19 protein-coding genes and 1 tRNA gene are annotated in these 18,471 nt (G+C 42.1%); 16 read left to right on the top strand and 4 right to left on the bottom strand.

Annotated features, from left to right (window positions below; translation table 11 throughout):
• Nucleotides 1–20 precede the first annotated feature (20 nt).
• The 6 genes from ACY8DT_RS00890 (at nucleotide 21) to ACY8DT_RS00865 (ending at nucleotide 5,261) form a co-directional block, all read left to right on the top strand.
• Nucleotides 21–1,241, top strand: a complete 1,221-nt coding sequence (locus ACY8DT_RS00890) for a phage major capsid protein (protein ID WP_462421094.1) — start codon at nucleotides 21–23, stop codon at nucleotides 1,239–1,241.
• Nucleotides 1,242–1,306: 65 nt separating this feature from the next.
• Complete coding sequence (locus ACY8DT_RS00885) at nucleotides 1,307–1,591, top strand: head-tail connector protein (protein WP_462421093.1); 285 nt, start codon at nucleotides 1,307–1,309, stop codon at nucleotides 1,589–1,591.
• Between the two features lie 434 nt (nucleotides 1,592–2,025).
• On the top strand, nucleotides 2,026–2,370 hold the full coding sequence (locus ACY8DT_RS00880; protein WP_462421092.1) for a hypothetical protein: 345 nt from the start codon (nucleotides 2,026–2,028) through the stop codon (nucleotides 2,368–2,370).
• Nucleotides 2,371–4,011, top strand: a complete 1,641-nt coding sequence (locus tag ACY8DT_RS00875) for a terminase large subunit (RefSeq protein WP_462421091.1) — start codon at nucleotides 2,371–2,373, stop codon at nucleotides 4,009–4,011.
• 14 nt (nucleotides 4,012–4,025) lie between these two features.
• The gene (locus tag ACY8DT_RS00870; RefSeq protein WP_462421090.1) at nucleotides 4,026–4,340 is read left to right on the top strand and encodes a phage head closure protein; all 315 of its coding nucleotides are present in this window, start codon (nucleotides 4,026–4,028) and stop codon (nucleotides 4,338–4,340) included.
• A 489-nt stretch (nucleotides 4,341–4,829) separates the two neighbouring features.
• Nucleotides 4,830–5,261, top strand: a complete 432-nt coding sequence (locus ACY8DT_RS00865; protein WP_462421089.1) for an SH3 domain-containing protein — start codon at nucleotides 4,830–4,832, stop codon at nucleotides 5,259–5,261.
• 86 nt (nucleotides 5,262–5,347) lie between these two features.
• Here ACY8DT_RS00865 and ACY8DT_RS00860 read toward each other — a convergent pair whose 3' ends face one another.
• From ACY8DT_RS00860 to ACY8DT_RS00845, 4 genes are all read right to left on the bottom strand, one after another.
• Complete coding sequence (locus tag ACY8DT_RS00860) at nucleotides 5,348–6,187, bottom strand: hypothetical protein (RefSeq protein WP_462421088.1); 840 nt, start codon at nucleotides 6,185–6,187, stop codon at nucleotides 5,348–5,350.
• 96 nt (nucleotides 6,188–6,283) lie between these two features.
• Entirely contained in the window at nucleotides 6,284–6,664 is a 381-nt protein-coding gene (locus ACY8DT_RS14075) for a hypothetical protein (RefSeq protein WP_510177640.1), read from the bottom strand.
• Nucleotides 6,665–6,710: 46 nt separating this feature from the next.
• Nucleotides 6,711–6,833, bottom strand: coding sequence for a hypothetical protein (locus ACY8DT_RS00850; protein WP_462421087.1), 123 nt, complete (start codon nucleotides 6,831–6,833; stop codon nucleotides 6,711–6,713).
• A gap of 14 nt (nucleotides 6,834–6,847) precedes the next feature.
• Nucleotides 6,848–7,030, bottom strand: coding sequence for a hypothetical protein (locus ACY8DT_RS00845; RefSeq protein WP_462421086.1), 183 nt, complete (start codon nucleotides 7,028–7,030; stop codon nucleotides 6,848–6,850).
• A 215-nt stretch (nucleotides 7,031–7,245) separates the two neighbouring features.
• Between ACY8DT_RS00845 and ACY8DT_RS00840 the strand changes: the two genes are divergently transcribed.
• The 10 genes from ACY8DT_RS00840 to ACY8DT_RS00795 all read left to right on the top strand — a co-directional run bounded on the left by ACY8DT_RS00840 (nucleotide 7,246) and on the right by ACY8DT_RS00795 (nucleotide 18,424).
• Nucleotides 7,246–7,380 carry an HNH endonuclease signature motif containing protein gene (locus ACY8DT_RS00840; RefSeq protein WP_462421085.1) on the top strand — a complete coding sequence of 45 codons (135 nt, stop codon included), beginning with the start codon at nucleotides 7,246–7,248 and terminating at the stop codon, nucleotides 7,378–7,380.
• A 368-nt stretch (nucleotides 7,381–7,748) separates the two neighbouring features.
• The gene (locus ACY8DT_RS00835) at nucleotides 7,749–8,099 is read left to right on the top strand and encodes a DUF4352 domain-containing protein (RefSeq protein WP_462421084.1); all 351 of its coding nucleotides are present in this window, start codon (nucleotides 7,749–7,751) and stop codon (nucleotides 8,097–8,099) included.
• Between the two features lie 490 nt (nucleotides 8,100–8,589).
• Nucleotides 8,590–10,149, top strand: a complete 1,560-nt coding sequence (gene fadX / locus ACY8DT_RS00830; RefSeq protein ID WP_462421083.1) for a fatty acid degradation protein FadX — start codon at nucleotides 8,590–8,592, stop codon at nucleotides 10,147–10,149.
• Nucleotides 10,150–10,173: 24 nt separating this feature from the next.
• Nucleotides 10,174–11,688, top strand: a complete 1,515-nt coding sequence (gene fadD / locus ACY8DT_RS00825; protein ID WP_462421082.1) for a long-chain-fatty-acid--CoA ligase FadD — start codon at nucleotides 10,174–10,176, stop codon at nucleotides 11,686–11,688.
• Nucleotides 11,689–11,737: 49 nt separating this feature from the next.
• Nucleotides 11,738–12,943: an acyl-CoA dehydrogenase FadE gene (gene fadE / locus ACY8DT_RS00820; protein ID WP_462421081.1), complete on the top strand. Its 1,206-nt coding sequence runs from the start codon at nucleotides 11,738–11,740 to the stop codon at nucleotides 12,941–12,943.
• 48 nt (nucleotides 12,944–12,991) lie between these two features.
• Nucleotides 12,992–15,250, top strand: coding sequence for a 3-hydroxyacyl-CoA dehydrogenase/crotonase FadB (gene fadB / locus ACY8DT_RS00815; protein ID WP_462421080.1), 2,259 nt, complete (start codon nucleotides 12,992–12,994; stop codon nucleotides 15,248–15,250).
• A gap of 33 nt (nucleotides 15,251–15,283) precedes the next feature.
• Nucleotides 15,284–16,468, top strand: a complete 1,185-nt coding sequence (locus ACY8DT_RS00810; protein ID WP_462421079.1) for a thiolase family protein — start codon at nucleotides 15,284–15,286, stop codon at nucleotides 16,466–16,468.
• Nucleotides 16,469–16,618: 150 nt separating this feature from the next.
• Nucleotides 16,619–17,050 (top strand): MarR family winged helix-turn-helix transcriptional regulator, encoded by a 432-nt coding sequence (locus ACY8DT_RS00805; protein WP_462422203.1) that lies wholly within the window; start codon nucleotides 16,619–16,621, stop codon nucleotides 17,048–17,050.
• A 7-nt stretch (nucleotides 17,051–17,057) separates the two neighbouring features.
• On the top strand, nucleotides 17,058–18,248 hold the full coding sequence (locus ACY8DT_RS00800; RefSeq protein WP_462421078.1) for an MFS transporter: 1,191 nt from the start codon (nucleotides 17,058–17,060) through the stop codon (nucleotides 18,246–18,248).
• A 105-nt stretch (nucleotides 18,249–18,353) separates the two neighbouring features.
• Nucleotides 18,354–18,424 (top strand) — tRNA-Thr (locus ACY8DT_RS00795).
• The last annotated feature ends 47 nt before the right edge of the window (nucleotides 18,425–18,471 follow it).

Genomic DNA, 18,471 nt, shown 5'->3' with positions numbered 1-18,471 from the left:
TTAAAAGGGGTAATTATAATATGAAATTTAACACAGTACAGGATGCATTTAATCACTACCGCACACAGCCATTAGAGCAAATCGAATCGAGAGCCGCACAGCTGAAAGGTGTCATTGACACAGACCCGGAAGCAGATATTACTTCTATCAATGTAGAGATTGAGGGATTGAATCAAGCGAAAGAGAATGTGACTGAAAAAGAGAGCAACGAACAGCGCAGCTTCAACCCGATCACTGGCGCATCATTCAACCAGGATAAGAAAGTACCATCCGAAAAAGATGTATTTGAATCTGCTGAATACCGCAGTGCATTCTTCAAGTCGATGCTGGGGCAAAAACTTACAGACGTTGAGCAACGTACATTTGATACAGCGATGCAGAAACAGGAAGTAGAGCGCAGAGCCGATAACTTCAATACAACAACGAACAGTGCTGCTGTCCTACCGACAACGACACTTAATGAAGTCATCAGCAAAGCACGCACGATGGGCGGCCTGATTTCACATGCTCGAAGCTTCAACCTACCGACTAAGATTAAAGTACCGATTGGTACACCGACATCTAAGGCCGCTTGGCACACTGAAGGCGCACAAGTCGAGAGTGAAAAGAAAGATGTGACTTATGTACAGTTTGATGGCTATGAGATTTTGAAAGTATTCTCAATGTCCGCAGCCGCTAAGAAAATGAGCATCCAGGCGTTTGAATCTTATATCATTGAAGAACTCACTAACTCGGTCATGGAAACAATCGCTGATGGCCTGGTCAATGGTACAGGAGATGAACAAGGCACTGGCCTGGATAGTGGCATCACTTGGAATGAATCGAACACGCTGCCGCTGTCTGGTGAGTATACAGACTTCACTTCAGCACTTGCAAAACTGAAAAGAGGATATGCAGCTGGTGCGAAGTTTGCAATGTCAAACGCTACACTTTATAACAACGTGTATGCACTGGTCGATAACAACAACAGACCAATCTTTATACAAGACCCTAAGAATGAATCAGTGGGGCGCATCCTCGGCAAGGAAGTAGTCATTGATGACAACATCGCAGACGGTACTGTTATCCTGGGTAACTTCAATTACATGGGCTACAACTTACCGGAAGGCTTGATGCTTGAAGTGTCACGTGAGTCATCATTCAGAAGTGGCCTTGTCGATTACAGAGCAATGGCTATTGCTGATACTAAACCATTAGTAGAAGAAGCGTTCATCAAGCTGGATGCAGCACCTGAAGTATAATTTAAAAACCACAATCGAGGGTGTCAGTATCTGCTGGCATCCTCTTTTTATAAGGAGGTCACACAATGATCATAGACTTACAGGAAGCACGGGACTATCTAAGAATAGATGGCGACTACAACGATGATATTATTGAGCCGTTGATTGAAGCGATACCAGGTTACCTTGAAGTATCTACTGGCGTTGCTTGGGATGAAGGGGAAGTCACGCATCCACTGGCAAAGACGACAGCGAAGTTTGTATTGCAATTGTGGTTTGATCCACAGACAGAGGACAGCATAAGACTGAAGCGTACCATTGATACGCTGCTGGTGTCCTTGACGGCCATAGGACGTGCGAAGAATGGCTAAAGAATGGGCAATGTCGTTCTATAGGAGCAAAGCATGGGTAAGTTGCCGCATCAGTTACATGCTGAGCCAGAACTATATATGCGAACGTTGCGGGGATGCTGCTAAGATATGCCACCATAAAACACACCTGACACCGGACAATATAGATGACCCGAATATCACACTGAATTGGGAACAGTTAGAAAGTCTATGTCAGGACTGTCACAATATTGAACACCATAAAACAAAAGCGACTGAATCAGGACTAAGCTTCAACTCGAAAGGTGAGTTAGTCAAAAGTTAGTTTCAAAATATTTTTATCCCCCCCGACTTTAAATTTCAGAAAGTGAGCCGGGATACCGGCGACAGGGGATAACTTACCCTCCACATGACATTTTCAGATAGGGGAGAGTTACAAAAGGTAACCAATAAACTAAAAGAAAGAGTGATTTACTATGACTAAGCTGGTTAATATCAAAACTAACGCAGATATGCGAGAACTTAAAAAGTTATTGAAGGATGTACCGGAAGATAGGCAGCCAATCGCTAAGAGCCTGTACAATGAACTGTTATTCATGCAGCAGACCTTATCTGTCTTGAAACAACGGGTGGCGGATGAAGGCCCGGTCAGTGACTTCAAACAAGGCAAGCAAGAATTTCTAAGAGAACACCCGGCACTAAAGGCATATAATACGACCGTGCAAAAGTACAGCCTTCTTTATAAGCAACTCATGGAGATTATGCCCGAAAGTGGCCAGGATGCTGCCGACGAATTATTAAACTTTGTCCAGGGTGAATAAATGAATTATGTATTGGAATACTTCAATGAGATTAAAGAAGGCAATATCATTGTATCTAAAAGAGTGTACAAACAATATGAGAAATTAATTGCAGATATGGACGGTCATGATCGTTATATTTTCGATGAAGAAAAGGCTGTCCGACCAATCGAATTTATAGAAAAGTTTTGCAAACACTCTAAGGGTGAGTGGGCGGGCAAGCCATTAAAGCTGGCACTGTTTCAGAAAGCGTATATATCGGCACTGTTTGGCTTTGTGGACAAGGACACAGGCTTCAGGCGGTACACGGAAAGCATGTTTTATGTGGCCCGTAAATCAGGTAAAACGGCTCTACTGGCGGCCATATCGTTATATATGCTGATTGCTGATGGTGAATCAGGTTCTGAAGTGTACAGCATTGCCAGTAAGAAGGAACAGGCCAATATTTTATTTGATGCAGCGCACGAAATGATCATGCAAAGTCCTTATTTATCTAAACATATCCGCAAGCGTAAGAGTGATTTATATTTTTCGCATAACTTCAGTAAGATGATGTCCCTGGCTAAGAACTCGAACAGTCTTGACGGCCTAAATAGCCAATTAGTTGTGGTCGATGAGGTACATTCTATTCAGGACAGAAATATATATGAAGTGATGAAGCAAAGTCAATCTGCCAGGCAGCAGCCGTTATTGATTATGATTACAACCGCTGGGGCGCAACGGGGTACAATCTTTGATGATATGTATGAGTATGCGGCCAATGTGGTGGACGGTAACTTCACTGATGATAATTTTCTGCCGATACTTTATGAACTCGATGAAAAGAAGGAATGGACAGACCCGACGAAGTGGCAGAAAGCCAACCCAGCATTGGGCATCTCTAAAAAGGTGAATGACCTTGAAAGGAAGGTTGCCCGTGCTAAAAATAACTCGAATGAATTGACCGGACTTCTTACCAAAGATTTCAACATCCGTGATACCGTCCACAGTGCCTGGCTGACGTTCGATGACATCAACAATGAAGAAACCTTTGATATAGAGGACTTCAGGGGACATTATGCCATTGGTGGGGCGGATTTAAGTATCACGACAGACTTATCATGTGCCACGCTGTTATTCGTCGATAAGGAGACCCACAAGCGATACTGCCACCAGATGTACTGGCTGCCACGGGATAGCTTTGAAGAACGTGTAGAGCATGACAAGATACCCTATGATAAATGGCATGAACAAGGACTGTTAAGGTTATGTAACGGCAACACCATCAACTACAGCGACATTACCGCCTGGTTTGTCGAGATGATGAACGATTATGATATTACTCCATTGTGGATCTATTATGATAATTATTCAGCACGCTATTGGGTGGACGAGATGGAGCAGCACGGCTTCAAGATGGAAAGGTGCATCCAGGGCGCAAAAACATTATCATTACCAATGGGGAATATGGGCGCAGATCTACAAGCCAAAAAGATTAATTACAACAATCACCCGATATTAAAATGGTGTTTGACGAATACCGGCATACAAGAGGACAGGAACGGTAATATTGTCCCCGTTAAAAATCAATCTGCTAAAAAGCGTATAGATGGTACAGCTTCCATGTTAGATGCTTATGTGGGCTTATATGATCACTTTGAAGAATTTCTAAGAGCGATGTAAAAGGAGGTAATACTATGGCATATCATTTCAACAATCGAATCGAAATTATAAAACTGATACCAGCAAGCGGCCCGGAAGCCCACGGTGGTGATGAAGAAGTCACCATATTCAAACCCTGGGCGGATATAAAGACGATGCAAGGCAGCGAGGTACAGAATCTTGGCCTGTCCGGTCATGAATTGTCGTCAAGGTTCATCATCCGATACCGGGAAGGTGTCAAACATGACCACAAAATTAAGTTTAAAGGCGAAATTTACGATATTGAGAGCATCACCAACGATAATGAACGAAATAGAACAATTACACTGATTGGAAAAGCCGTTACTTGAAAATGGCTTGTGAGGTTGCCTGTAGCAAGGCGATTAAGCATGAACTAATGGTATTAATCATTGAGTGCTTAAATCGTCACTATGGGCGTTTTTGTGCTTTATATGAGGTGTGCAGTAAAATGGCATAAAAAAAGCCGGGTATACGTTTTGTACCCGACCTGACTGTTGAAGAATTAAAAGTTTTGAAGAAGATGAAAGTGAATAAACACGGTGTGCAGAGGTGAACCAACACACCTAGTTTGATTCTGGAAGCCTACCTTTATTATACCACATAATAAAAATTATGTGGCACAAAAATGGCACAAATATTATTTAAAACGTTGTTATATCAGTGCTTACAGACATTATATAAGTTCCCTAGCTGTCCGTTACATATTTTTAAGAAACCTTCTAAATCAACGTTTAGGAGGGTTCTTTTTATTTTGTGCCATTTCTGTGCAGATAAGCTTCAACTTTTTCATCTTCTTCGTTTTTCTTCTTATCTAACAAATGACTATATATCCTCAGAGTCGTACCGAGTCAGCTGTTGATAATAAAGCGCCATCCAAGCCAACAATAACACCGCCGTCAGCAGCGACAGGTAATACACATACCGTTGTCAAAGATGATACCATCTCTATTGGGCAAGTTCTGAAGATTACAGGGAGTTTCGGAAGAACACCAAGAATTACAAATGATATCCAGACCAATGAGTTCGGAACACAATGGGCATCTGCTGAAGGCACGTTTACAGTCGGAAGCGGCCGGATTATGTCGAGAGCGAGTGGCTCGAATGGTGGACCATTCCAGTCATCACCCGAAGGTGGATGGGTCTATCCCGAACACGGCATCAAGTATGACTATATCTTGAGACAAGATGGTCATATCTGGATTCAATACTTCCAGAACAACGCCTGGTGGATCTTGCCAGTCCGTGAATGAAACTCATATATCGGCGCAGTCGGAGATGAGTGGGGTGGATTCAGTTAAAAAAAGAGAAGCTAAAGCTCCCCTTATACATATAAGTTTTAAAAGTTACCTTTGAATAATGACTCGTCGACATCATATTCTTCGATGTTAAGTTCTTCATACATAAAATCAGAAGTATCCATGAAATTTGTGTACTTATATATTTCCTCTGTTGATTCTGCTGTACAGTTGTTCTGTGCGCACTCTTCCAGGTTGAACTGGAGTACAACCCAAGTGTGTGCTTCGTTTGCAGTGTATACACCAATTTCTTCAGACCCAACTTCGTCTGGGACTTTTGATAAATAGCTCACTGTTTTAACGTTTGCGTTATCAGTAAAGTTCTCATCGTATGCTCTGACGACATATCGAATCGTTTTCTCGTAGTTATTCAATGCGTTTTCGAGAATTGTTTTATATGTATCATAATGTTGTAAACCTATACCACTCTCTCCAACCTCAAATGTGATATATGTTTCGAAAGTGTTGTTTGATACTTCCTCAACGTACATTTTAGAAGGTCCTTTTGTGTTTGGAAGCATTTTAAGTTCATCGAACAACTCTCCAGCTACTTCTGCAGATTTTTCATCTGCGTCTCGTATATCATTGTCATGTGCCTGGTATTCTTCAGGTAAATCGACAGAGCAGTTTAATGTGTCCTCGATGCCGTCGTTACCTATTTCACAACCGTCAACTTGTGCATGACCAGAATCATTGTCCTTGAACAATTCATCTCCGGATGACTCCTCGGTTACTTTTCCTTCTTGAACAACATCTTCGTTTTCAGAAGACTCTTCTTCGGTTACATTTCCACTTTCCACTTCCGGTTCGTCATTACCACATGCTGATAATATTAATAAAACGACAACAAAGGGTAAGAATAAAAGTTTTAACTTCTTCATTTTCATATAACCTCCATACTTCATATTTTTATTCATTCTTTATAAAGATACCACAACTTCGCAATCATTATAATCAGATAAGTAAAATAATGTCATCTAACTAATAACCTCGTTTATATAATTCAAGGCAACCTCAAACGGGATATACTTCTTTGTGTATTCCAGGTCAACATGATTAAAAACCAATAATTTTATATGTGAAAAGTGATCGAATAAATAAAAAGAACGGTCACATTCAGTAAACGTGACCATTCCGCGCTCAACTCCTCTGATACCATCGACTTCATAGTTTTTAGATACCAGAATATTTCTAATCTCTTCTATTGGATCACTCATCGTAACCACCTCTTTCATCTGCGACAAATGCTTCGAATTCTTTATTTGTTTTATGCTCGAACAATTCAGGTTCATAGAACGAATACTGCTGTGGTCATCGTCAGTGATAACAACATGGTCCAGTAACTCAACCTGAAGCATGTCTCCGGCCATCTGTGTACGATTTGTAAATTTAACGTCCACAGAACTAGGCTCGACGTACCACTCGGGTGGTTATGGATAAGTGCAAGCGAACTTGCATTATTAAGTAGGCAAACTGCATAATATCACGGGGGCTGACAACGATACTGTCAATCGTACCTGTAAACACTGTATAAACCGTGACTACCTCATTTTTAGTATTGACTGCAACGCAAGCAGTGACTCTTTAACATCTCCACGTAAGAAATGACAACCTAACGCTGCAAAAGCATGTGGGGTATTCATCTTGTAATGGTCTTTACCTAAAATATCCTTCTTCCGGGCTTCCTGATACAATTTGATTTTTGACACAACTAAAGTCTGCATAATGAAAACACTCCTATATATATTTTATTTTTCATTCTTTTTGGCTCAGGTTTAAAACTACTCGCTTGAAGGAGCGAGGATGAACTTATCGGTCTGGAAATAAGAGATATTTATGACATACTTATATATACATATGACTATGATGGTCTTATGGACGTGCAGCAGCATATCAACGACAGAATGTTAAATGCCCGAACTGTGGAGATACTTTTATTATGAAGCAAATGGAAGTGGACCACATTGACCATTGGTATTCCAATGGTCGAACAGTGACTGAGAACTATCAAATGCTATGTAAACCATGTAATAGAAGAAAGAAGGCAATTAGATGGGGAAAAAAGGGGGTTTGATCAAGAAAGAAGAGAATTTGAACAACAGAAACAAAACTCCGGAAAAAAAGAGGGGGGCTACCTCAAGTGGCTACTTATTATCTTTAGAGTAATTATTCTAATTGGAGCTTGTGGGGCTATGCTATCAACGAAGATTCAAATGACACCGAAGATGAATCTGTAAAAACTGCTTCTGAAAAAATACCGAAGAATCCGAGGAAACTACAGAAGAGCCAGCCTAAGAAACAGAAGAGGTAGAAGAAACAGATAGCGAGGAACAAGTAGAATCTGCCTCTGAGGATGAGGAAATTGTTGAAGAAGAAGTTGATGAAATTGTAGGAATTGGTGAACCATTAGAGGTTGATGGTGTAGAATTCACTATCAATGAAATGTATCAATCAGATAGCGTGGGTTCTGAGTTTATAGCTTCTGAAGCAAATGATACTTATATTGTTATGGATGTTACAGTTGTGAACCACCAAAATGAAGCTATAACTACTGATAGTAATTTCTTTAAAATTATTTACGGTGAAAGAGTATTTGAACCAGATGGTTCAGAGTCGATAAATGCAAATGATGATGGTAGTGGTCTATTTTTAGAAGAGATTAATCCTGGACCATCACGTACAGCAAACATTGTTTTTGATGTAACTCAAGATATAGTGAATAGCAGTGATAAGCAACTACAAGTGCGATCGGGATTCTGGGGAACCGAAACTGGAATTATAAATTTACAATAAAAGTAAATCTGCATAAATTAGTTGCTTGAAATATAATACGTATGTTAAAAAATCGTTCTATTTAAAGAGTATAATTAGCTTCTACCATGAAAAAGAATGAAATTACGGCATAGCTAAAGAGGAAAAATAATATCATTATCTAAAACCATCAGGTATTGCCTGGTGGTTTTTATGTACTTGGACATTTTTAGAACGAAATGTCAATATTTTTTTATTTCATTTTAAGATGAACATAATTTTCAAAAATTTCAAAAGGTAAATTTAACCATAAGGCTTGATATGACGTCAACAACAGTGGTTTGACCACTAATAATTAGTACCTGTTACTAGTATTAGGGATAAAATTTTATTTTTATAAAATCTGAATTATTTGAAATGAAATCGTTTACATTTAAAACATGTGGTGGTACATTTATCCTTGTAAATAGAAAAATAAACAAAGGGGTGTTTATATTCTGAAAATTCATATCGAAAGTCGGGAGATTGAATTATGAAGATTATTGCTTACAAAGAATTGAAAGGTATTGTCAAAAGTGGAGACGTCATCGCTCTGGCAGCTCTATCCACCGGCAATCTGCCAATGGAAGTTTTAAAGCATCTGGCTGAGCAGCATGATGAAGATGGGAAAACTGATACTCTCACTTTTATCGTTTCGAATGATATCAGTGATTTTGACGACGGCTTCGATCTGGATTCTTTTATATCAAGGGGGATGGTCAAAAGAATCATTGCTAGTTTGATCATCGCATCACCGTTTACGATTGATGCGATTAAAAATAATGAAATCGAAGCTTATTTTCTACCTCAGGGCGTTATTGCGACGCATTACAAGAATCACGCATATTCTTCGCCGGGGATGATTTCTAAAATCGGATTGAACACGATTGTGGATCCGAGATATTCAGGGGGCAAAATGAACGATGTTACTGAGGAGGATCTGGTTTCTTTAATTGAAATTAATGATGAGGAATATCTTCATTATAATTTTCCCGCAATTGATGTGACGCTGTTAAGGGGAACTTATGCGGATGAGAAGGGGAATATTTTTATGACTCATGAGTCTCATCTTGGTGAAGGATTCAGCGCGGCCACTGCAGCACGTAAAAATAACGGCATAGTCATCGTGCAGGTGAAAGAAATCATTGAAAGTGGAAAGTTTAATCCGAATGATGTGTTCATTCCCGGTGAACTTGTCGATTATGTGGTCATAAATGAAAATCCCAAATATCATAAACAGGTAATACAGACCTATTATGACCCCGCTTTATCCGGTCACCATAGAATAGTTGAACCGAAAGAGGGACTTGTCCCATTCAGCGCGCGGAAAATCATATTGAGACGTTCATCGCAGTTTTTAAAGGAGGGGGACGGTGTCAGCGTCGGCTATGGCATCAATAATGAACTGAGTAATGTGTTAAGAGAAGAGGCTGCTGACCATCTTGTCAGACTGAATATCGATACCGGTATTTTTGGCGGTATGATCGGCAGCGGTAACCATTTTGGCATGAACTACAATCTCGATGCCAGAATGCGTCATGATATGACTTGGGATTTCATTTACAATGGGGGGCTTGATGTCGCATTCTTAAGCTTTGCTGAAATCGACGGTTCAGGCAATGTCAACGTATCAAAATTCGGAAACAGAATGAATGGCAACGGCGGATTTATAGACCTCAGCCAGACGATTAAAACATTGATATTTTCAGGGACGATGGTCGTGGGGGCGAAATCGGCCTGTGAAAATAATGAACTGTACATTGAAGAAGAGGGATTTTCGAAGAAATTTGTAGATCATGTTAAAAGTCTGGATTTTAATGCAGCTTATTCAAAAGAGCTTGGACAGCGAGTATATTATGTCACAGAACGGGCAGTGTTCCAGCTGGCTGAGGATGGTTTGGAGCTGATTGAAATCGCACCAGGTCTTGATTTGGAACGTGATGTGCTGTTGCAGATGGATTTCAAGCCGGCAATTTCCAAAGAATTGAAAGTCATCGACGAAGGAATTTTTCATGAAACATGGGGGAAACTTGCACAATCGATAAAAGAATAATTAATGACAAAGGGGAAGATTTAAATGAATTATGATTGGATTAAAACAAGATCGGATTATGACGAAGTGAAAGCAGCGGTCATCGACCCTCAGAAGGGGACGGAGTGGTCATATCAGGATATGAATATACGTGCGGAAAACCTGGCGAATCACATTAAAGACCAGGGAATCAAACGCGGTGATGTCGTCGGGATTTTTGCACCGAATGATGTAGCGATATTCGACTTACTGTTTGCATCATTCAAGATGGGTGTTGTATTTTTACCGATCAACTGGCGTCTGAAACCGAAAGAAATTCAAAGTATCATTGCAGATTCCGGAGTTAAGATGATTTTTTATTCTTTAAGACATAAAGAAAGTCTGACTGGCACACCTGAAGAACTGCTGCATATGGATATCGATTCAGAGGAATATGATGAAATATGCAACCCGAAAAACCATCGACCGTTTGAAACTGTAGATGTTGAAAGTGATGAGCTGGCATCTCTGATGTATACGAGCGGTACGACGGGACTGCCTAAAGGGGTCATGTTCACCTACGAATCTTACGTATCGAACGTTATCAATGCGGCTCTGACATATAAAACGAACTCGAAACAAATCTCGATCATATCGACACCGATGTTTCATGTGCTCGGCTTGAATGATACTGCATTGCCTATAATCATGGCAGGCGGCACACTTGTACTGCACCGGTATTTTGATGGGGCAGAACTCAATGACCTGATGGCCAAATACAAACCGGATTATTTGATCATGATACCGACGATGTATTACGGCATGCTTGCTGCAGAAAACTTCAACCCTGCAAACTTTGAGAACATCGAGTACTTGATCCAGGGTGGATCGTCACCGCTGCCAGCAGTACAGAAGAAATTTGAAAGTATGGGTCTGACGCTTATTAACGGCTACGGTCTGACGGAAGCGCCGCTTGCCATGGTGAATACACCGCATAATTCGAAAGTTAAACCGATGGCTATTGGGAAACCGATCATGTACATGGATATGAAACTGTTTGATGATGACGGCAGTGAAACGAAAGACGGAGAAATCGGCGAACTTGCGGTTAAAGGGAAAAATGTCACACCGGGATATTGGAATAAGCCAAAAGAAACGGCTGAATCGTTTACCGACGGTTATTTCCTGACTGGCGACCTTGCAAGAAAAGATGAAGACGGGGATATCTATATCGTCAACCGTAAGAAAGAATTGATCATTACCGGCGGTGAAAACGTCCTGCCTTCAGAAGTTGAAGCTGCACTTTCAGAACATCCGATTGTCAGATCGGCAATTGTAGTCGGTTACGACAATCCTGAGTACGGGGAGTCTGTATCTGCTGCAATTGTTCTGGCTGAAGAAACAGAAAACTTTGAAGAGATTCTGGATGCACATATAAGAGAAAGGGTTGCTGGATATAAAATACCAAGACTTTATCTGAAAATGTCAGATATTCCATTAAACTCTACTGCTAAGCCGGACAGATTGGAAATTCAGAAATTGATGAATGAAAAAGCCAAGGAAAAAGAAGTGAATCAATAAAATTTTTAAGGTTATTTGAAAGCGTTATCATAAATGCGGAGGGGACATTATGACTGAAAAAGATAAAGTATTGAAAGAATTATATCCAGAAGATTTATTGAATGTATCAAAAGAATTAACTGAAGGGGAAGTTGAATTTTTAAAACAGCTGGATGACCTGCTTGAGACAAAGTACCGTGATTCCATCAATGATCACTGGGTAAATGCAACAGTGCCCGAAGACTTTTTTGATGATATGGGCAAGCTGAATTATTTCAGGAATCCATTGCTGTTTAAAGGGCGTGAAGGTGCTAAAACACCGAGTCAGCTGTTCCAGTTCTTCATGTCCTATACTGTTGCACGATTCGATGTGTCGTTGGTTACAGTGCTCGGCGTACACCAGGGTCTTGGACATAATGCATTTCTATTCGGCGGTTCTAAAGAGCAGGTCGCACACTATATACCAAAACTTCAGTCGCATGAACTGAGAACGTGTTTTGCACTGACTGAGCCGGAGCACGGATCGGACGTAGCGGGCGGACTTGAAACAACCGCTAAACGCGAAGGCGACAGCTGGATTATAAATGGGGCTAAAAAATGGATCGGCGGTGCAAATGTCTCAGATGTCATCCCGTTGTTTGCAGTAGATGTAGACACGGGCAAGCCCAAAGGCTTCATCATCCGTCCGGAACAGGACGGCGTCGATATAGATATTATCGAAAACAAAATTGCACTCAGAATCATTCCGAATACGAATATCCATTTAAATAATGTAGTCGTAAATGAAGAAGACCGTCTGCAGAACATCAACAGCTTCAAAGATATTGCCAAAATACTTTATTCTACAAGAGCGGGTGTTGCATACATGGCTACAGGTGCTATGGCGGGCGCACTCCGTGCAACGCTCGATTATGTGACACAGCGTAAACAGTTCGGCAAAGAAATCAGCAAGTATCAGCTGATCCAGGAAAAACTTGCGATGATGCAGGGGAATCTGTCTCATGCGATGACATTATCTGCACAGCTTGCACGCATGCAGGAGAACGGCGAGTATGACGAAGTCGCAACATCGACAGCCAAGATGATGAATGCTCTCAGACTGCGTGAGTCCGTATCAATGGGACGCGGAATTACCGGAGGAAACGGCATTCTTGCCGAGTACGATATTGCAAGATTCTTCTCCGATGCTGAAGCAGTCTACACTTACGAAGGGACGCATGAAATCAATGCGCTCGTTATCGGACGTGCATTAACAGGCGATTCAGCATTCCTTTAAGCCGGTAAGCATTCAAAATGACAGATAAAATAATATGGAGGGTTCTTCATGACGATAAGAAAAGCAACCGTGTTGGGTGGAGGAGTGATGGGCAGTCAAATTGCTGCCCTGCTCGTCAATGCGGGTTTAAAAGTGAAATTACTTGATATGGCAATAGATGAAAAAGATCCGAATAAGGTTTCAAGAAAATCTTACGAAATAATCACAGATAAAAAGAAGCCCCAGCTGTTCGACCTGGAATTTGCACCGAATTTGACTTACGGCAATTTCGATGAGGATCTGAAGGACCAGGACGATGCAGATATTTATATAGAAGCGGTTAAAGAAGAACTGGAAATTAAGCACGATGTGTGGAATAAGGTAAAGGCAGTCGCAAAAGAAGATGCATTATTTGCGACAAACACGTCAGGTATTCCAATCGAATATATCGCTGAAGTGTTCAGCGATGAAGAACGTCAGAGGTTTTTTGGAATGCACTTCTTCAACCCGCCGCGCATTATGAAGCTGGTTGAGATCATTCCGCTTAAAGATACTGCAGAACAGTCGTTAAAGAGAGCTCAGAGTTTCGCTGAAGATAAGCTTGGAAAAGGGGTCGTCGTAGCGAATGATGTACCCGGATTTGTAGCAAACCGTGTCGGCACCCAGACGATGAATGACGTGATGTACAGAGCGGAAGAAGCGGGACTGTCGATTACTGACACCGATGCATTGACAGGTCGCAGTATCGGCCGGCCGAGCCTCGGGACTTACGGCCTGGTCGATTTAGTCGGTCTGGATATTGCAGTAACAGTCACAAAAGGGCTGCAGCAGGTGCCTGGGGAAAAAGAATTTTTCCATGATACAGTGCTTGCTGAAAAATTGATGGAAAACGGTGCTCTAGGCAGAAAAACGAAACAGGGATTTTATAAAAAAGAGAAAAAATCAATTCTTGTCTTTGACCCAGAAACTGATGAATATGTCGAGCAGTCACAGCCGTCATTTGAAATCCTCGGTAAATTCACCAGAGATTTAAAAGCGAATATGGATACCATTTTTAATGCGGATGATAAAGCCGGGTTGTTCATGTGGGAAACACTGAGGAACAATTTTTATTACTCAGCGTTGAATGTACCAAAGGCGGCAGCGGACTATAAAGATATAGACCGTGCGGTCGTCTGGGGATTCAACTGGAAAAAAGGACCATTTCAACTGTGGGATCTGATGGGCTTCGAACGGGTTAAAGAACGTATGAAAGAAGAACTCGGTGAACTGCCGGAATGGATAGAAAAGCGCAGCGGATCTTTTTACGAAACAGATGAGTCATTGGAACGTGTGACACCTGTACATGAATTCATCGACAGTGAAATCTGGAACCGTGAGGATTCAAATTTATCGGTTGCGAATAGAGACCAGCTGCTTTTAAAACTGCAGAGTCAGAATAATATTATTTCCGACGGCTTTGCAAAAGATTTGATCGAAGCTGTCGATCTACTTGAAAATGAAAATTATTCAAGCATGGTTCTGTATACTGACGGAAGAAATTTCAGCGTCGGCGCCAACCTGTATATGATGAAAAAAGCACATGAAATGAAGAAAGTGGATGAACTGGTCGGTCCGGCAATCGATCAGCTGCATGAAAGTTTCAACCGGATGAAATATTCATTGAAACCGGTTGTTACCGCTGTACAGGGCAAAGCGCTCGGCGGCGGATGCGAATTAGTGCTTCACTCTCCATTTGTTGTGGCAGCAAGTGAAACGTATATCGGTATGGTCGAAGCGGGTGTCGGTCTCTTGCCAAGCGGCGGCGGTCTTGCTGAAATGTCGGACCGTATATTAAATACGACTCATAAACATGATGATAAACAGCAGTCCATGACAGAAGTGCTGACGAATATCGGTATGGCAAAAGTGTCGACGAATGCATATGAAGCAAAAAGATACGGATATTTACGTGATACCGATTCAATCATTCTGAATATGGAGAAGCGGGTGGAAGCTGCGTTAAATAAAGCGCGTCTTGAATCGGAGATGAATTATATTCCAAAACCGAAAGGACAGTACATCGCCCTCGGCAGTGACTTTAAAGCACTGGCACAGGGAATGCTCGATGCTCAGCGTCTCGGTAACTTCATCAGCGATCATGATTACGATATTACATTGAAAATTGCAGAAGTATTATCGGGCGGGAATCTGCCGCGTAACACATATGTCAATCAGAGATATTTGCAGAAATTGGAAAGGGAGAGATTCCTGGAACTTCTCCAAACTGAAAAAACATATGAACGTATCAGTTACATGCTTGAAACGGGTAAACCGCTCCGTAATTAATCAAATGTATGAACAGAGAAAGGATGAAGTTAAATGCAGGATGCATATATAGTAGCTTACGGACGTTCCGCTGCCGGACGGGCAAAAGGCGGTGCGATGTTCCACGACAGACCGGATGAGGTGGCTGCGCAAGTTCTGAAAGGTGTATTAAACCGGGTCGATGGCAAATTCAATCCGGATATGGTCGAAGATGTCATCGTCGGGAACTCATTTCCAGAAGGATTGCAAGGGCAGAATATTGCACGATCAATCGCACTTTTGGCAGGCATGCCGAATGATGTGCCCGGACAGACGGTGAACCGTTACTGTTCATCGGGACTTCAGACGATCGCACTCGCTGCAAATCAAATCAAGGCAGAGCAGGCGGACGTGCTGGTTGCCGGCGGCGTGGAATTGATGAGTGCCGTACCGATGGGGGGCAATGAACCGACGAACAGCCCAATACTGCAGGATGCAGACTCAGGCGTGTCATATCCGATGGGGCTGACAGCTGAAATGGTTGCTGAAGAATTTGAAGTATCGAGAGAAGATCAGGATGCATATGCGGTGCAGAGCCACCAGCGTGCAAAGGCGGCGCTTGACGCGGGCAGATTTGAAGATGAAATCATACCGGTGGATGTCAATAAAGTAACCTATAATGAAGAGGGACCGGTTGTCACTAAAAATGAATTTAAGACGGATGAACACATCCGTCCGGATACAACCATGGAAGGTTTAAGCAAATTGAGAACTGTGTTCAAAGCAGACGGGACGGTCACCGCAGGAACTTCGGCGCCATTGACAGACGGGGCAGGATTTGTTGTCGTGATGTCAGGGGATAAAGTAAAGGAACTCGGTGTCACACCAATCGCACGTTTCGTCGGATTTAAAGCAGTCGGTGTCGATCCGAAGATTATGGGAATCGGACCGGCATATGCGATACCGGAAGTGCTCGAGCAATCCGGTCTGACAGTAGATGACATGGATCTTGTCGAACTGAATGAAGCATTTGCCTCACAGACAGTCGCATCAATCAGAAAAGCAGGGCTGGACGCCGAGAAAACGAATGTGAACGGCGGTGCAATATCACTGGGACACCCACTTGGTGCTTCGGGTGCAATGCTGACAGCAAGACTGCTTTCAGAAATGAAGCGGAGACCGGATTCAAAATACGGCATGGTAACCATGTGTATCGGTGTCGGTATGGGTGCAGCAGGCATATTTGAATATGTAAGATAAATGTACAGATTTAATTGGATTAACCCCGTCGAAAGTTTGACGGGGTTTTAAGTTCACCCGGATTCCGAATGGCAGACTGGACAAACTATAAATCTCATAATATAATTACTTAGGGTAACTAATTATATTGGGGTGAATCAGTTGAGTAATATGGAGGATAAGCGCAGGTTATTCTTTGAACTTTCGGGTACATACCGTCCGTATGTTACGAATATGGATCTGTTATTATCGGAATTCAATCTGTACAGTTCACAGTGGCGTATAATGGTGTATTTAAAAAATTTCGGCCCCCACACAATCAGCCAAATTGCAGAATATAACAGCGTGGAAAAACCGACGATCACCCGTATGGTCATGAAGTTGATTGACCGGGGATTTCTAATGAGCACGCCGGGTGAAGACAGGCGGGTGCGTATTATAGATATTACTGAAGAGGGCCGGCAGGTCTATGAGAAAGTCAGGGACAAAACGGATATATTTTATGAGTATGCACTGCAGGAAATAAAGTCGGAAGAAATTGAAGAACTGACAGAACTGATGCAGAAAATCTCCCGCAGAATAAAAGAATATAAAGGAAGATAATGATAAATTGAGTAATAGTAACTATAAAGAGAAACTTTGGACCAGGGATTTTATCAGCACATCTATCGTGAATTTGGCTTTGACGTTATCCATGTATTTATTGCTTGTGACGATGGCGGTCTATGCGATGAATGAGTATGATGCTTCGATGAGTATGGCAGGATTTGTCGCAAGCATATTCGTCATCGGTGCACTGGTGGGGAGGATATATGCAGGTAAGCAGGTCGCCTATACGGGTGGCAAGAAGATGCTGATGGTCGGAGCGGTGTTGGTTTTAATAGTCACGTCCTTATATTTTCTGCCGCTCGGGCTTTATGGCCTGATTCTCGTGCGTTTTCTGCACGGCATCATGATAGGAGTGGCAACGACTGCCACCGGTACGATTGTGGCTCAGGTAATTCCCCAAAGCCGCAGTGGTGAAGGCATCGGTTATTTCAGCATGTCTGTTGTCATGGCGACTGCGATAGGACCGTTGATCGGTGTGATGCTGATAACGAATGTCGGCTTTACAAGTGTTTTTGTATTCTCACTGGTCATGTCGGCAATCAGTTTACTGCTGAGTCTCACATTGAGACCGCCGAATGTGAATAAACCGGTAAAACAGAAAAATGCACCTTTCAGTTTTTCCGACTACTATGAAAAACGCGCATTGCCGATATCAGTGGTCATGTTTGTGATGGCATTTGCCTATTCGAGCATATTATCCTTTGTTACCGGATATGCACAGGAAATCAATCTGATTGAAGCGGGCAGCCTGTTCTTTTTAGTATACGGGGTCACTGTGCTCTTATCCCGCCCGATCACCGGACCACTAATGGATAAAAAGGGAGCGAATGTCGTCATATATCCGGCAATAATTTTATTTGCGCTCGGAATGATCGTCATCAGCCAGGCATACGTCGGCGCTGTTCTATTAATCGCAGCAACTTTACTGGGACTGGGTTATGGTAACATTCAATCCATTATACAGGCATTGGCGATTAAGATGACACCGCGTGAAAATATGGGTCTTGCGAACTCTACTTATTTTATTGCGCTTGATTTGGGTCTGGGTCTCGGGCCGTTGTTGCTGGGATATTTAATACCAGTGTCCGGATACAGAGGCATGTATCTGCTGCTGGTTGTCGTCATCCTCGTAGGAATGGTGTTATACCACTTCCTGCACGGCAGGGTGGATAAGAAATTGATAGACAGTTAAGTATAATCTTTCCGCCGGGGTAAAGATATTATCCGGCGGGGCTTTAAGATTTGAAAGTAATCTGCTATAATTAAAAAGTATGTTCTGAAATACTTATTTTTATGTGCCGACATAGTTTAATGGCAGAACGCAGCCATGGTAAGGCTGAAATGCGAGTTCGATTCTCGCTGTCGGCTTAAAAGAACCTTATAAAGCCATCCATTCGACGTGGGTGGTTTTTTAA

It is taken from the genome of Salinicoccus sp. Marseille-QA3875 (assembly GCF_054950095.1).
This window is presented reverse-complemented; position numbering and strand designations above follow the sequence as displayed.

What these genes read in the sequence shown, in the direction of transcription:
- fadX (WP_462421083.1), top strand. Translation starts at nt 8,590, where the DNA reads ATGAAGATTATTGCTTACAAAGAATTGAAAGGTATTGTCAAAAGTGGA.
- ACY8DT_RS00880 (WP_462421092.1), top strand. Translation starts at nt 2,026, where the DNA reads ATGACTAAGCTGGTTAATATCAAAACTAACGCAGATATGCGAGAACTT.
- ACY8DT_RS00885 (WP_462421093.1), top strand. Translation starts at nt 1,307, where the DNA reads ATGATCATAGACTTACAGGAAGCACGGGACTATCTAAGAATAGATGGC.
- ACY8DT_RS00835 (WP_462421084.1), top strand. Translation starts at nt 7,749, where the DNA reads ATGTATCAATCAGATAGCGTGGGTTCTGAGTTTATAGCTTCTGAAGCA.
- fadD (WP_462421082.1), top strand. Translation starts at nt 10,174, where the DNA reads ATGAATTATGATTGGATTAAAACAAGATCGGATTATGACGAAGTGAAA.
- ACY8DT_RS00810 (WP_462421079.1), top strand. Translation starts at nt 15,284, where the DNA reads ATGCAGGATGCATATATAGTAGCTTACGGACGTTCCGCTGCCGGACGG.
- ACY8DT_RS00890 (WP_462421094.1), top strand. Translation starts at nt 21, where the DNA reads ATGAAATTTAACACAGTACAGGATGCATTTAATCACTACCGCACACAG.
- ACY8DT_RS00875 (WP_462421091.1), top strand. Translation starts at nt 2,371, where the DNA reads ATGAATTATGTATTGGAATACTTCAATGAGATTAAAGAAGGCAATATC.
- ACY8DT_RS00845 (WP_462421086.1), bottom strand. Translation starts at nt 7,030, where the DNA reads ATGCAGACTTTAGTTGTGTCAAAAATCAAATTGTATCAGGAAGCCCGG.
- ACY8DT_RS00860 (WP_462421088.1), bottom strand. Translation starts at nt 6,187, where the DNA reads ATGAAGAAGTTAAAACTTTTATTCTTACCCTTTGTTGTCGTTTTATTA.
- fadB (WP_462421080.1), top strand. Translation starts at nt 12,992, where the DNA reads ATGACGATAAGAAAAGCAACCGTGTTGGGTGGAGGAGTGATGGGCAGT.
- ACY8DT_RS14075 (WP_510177640.1), bottom strand. Translation starts at nt 6,664, where the DNA reads ATGCTTCAGGTTGAGTTACTGGACCATGTTGTTATCACTGACGATGAC.
- ACY8DT_RS00840 (WP_462421085.1), top strand. Translation starts at nt 7,246, where the DNA reads ATGAAGCAAATGGAAGTGGACCACATTGACCATTGGTATTCCAATGGT.
- ACY8DT_RS00805 (WP_462422203.1), top strand. Translation starts at nt 16,619, where the DNA reads ATGGAGGATAAGCGCAGGTTATTCTTTGAACTTTCGGGTACATACCGT.
- ACY8DT_RS00870 (WP_462421090.1), top strand. Translation starts at nt 4,026, where the DNA reads ATGGCATATCATTTCAACAATCGAATCGAAATTATAAAACTGATACCA.
- ACY8DT_RS00865 (WP_462421089.1), top strand. Translation starts at nt 4,830, where the DNA reads ATGACTATATATCCTCAGAGTCGTACCGAGTCAGCTGTTGATAATAAA.
- fadE (WP_462421081.1), top strand. Translation starts at nt 11,738, where the DNA reads ATGACTGAAAAAGATAAAGTATTGAAAGAATTATATCCAGAAGATTTA.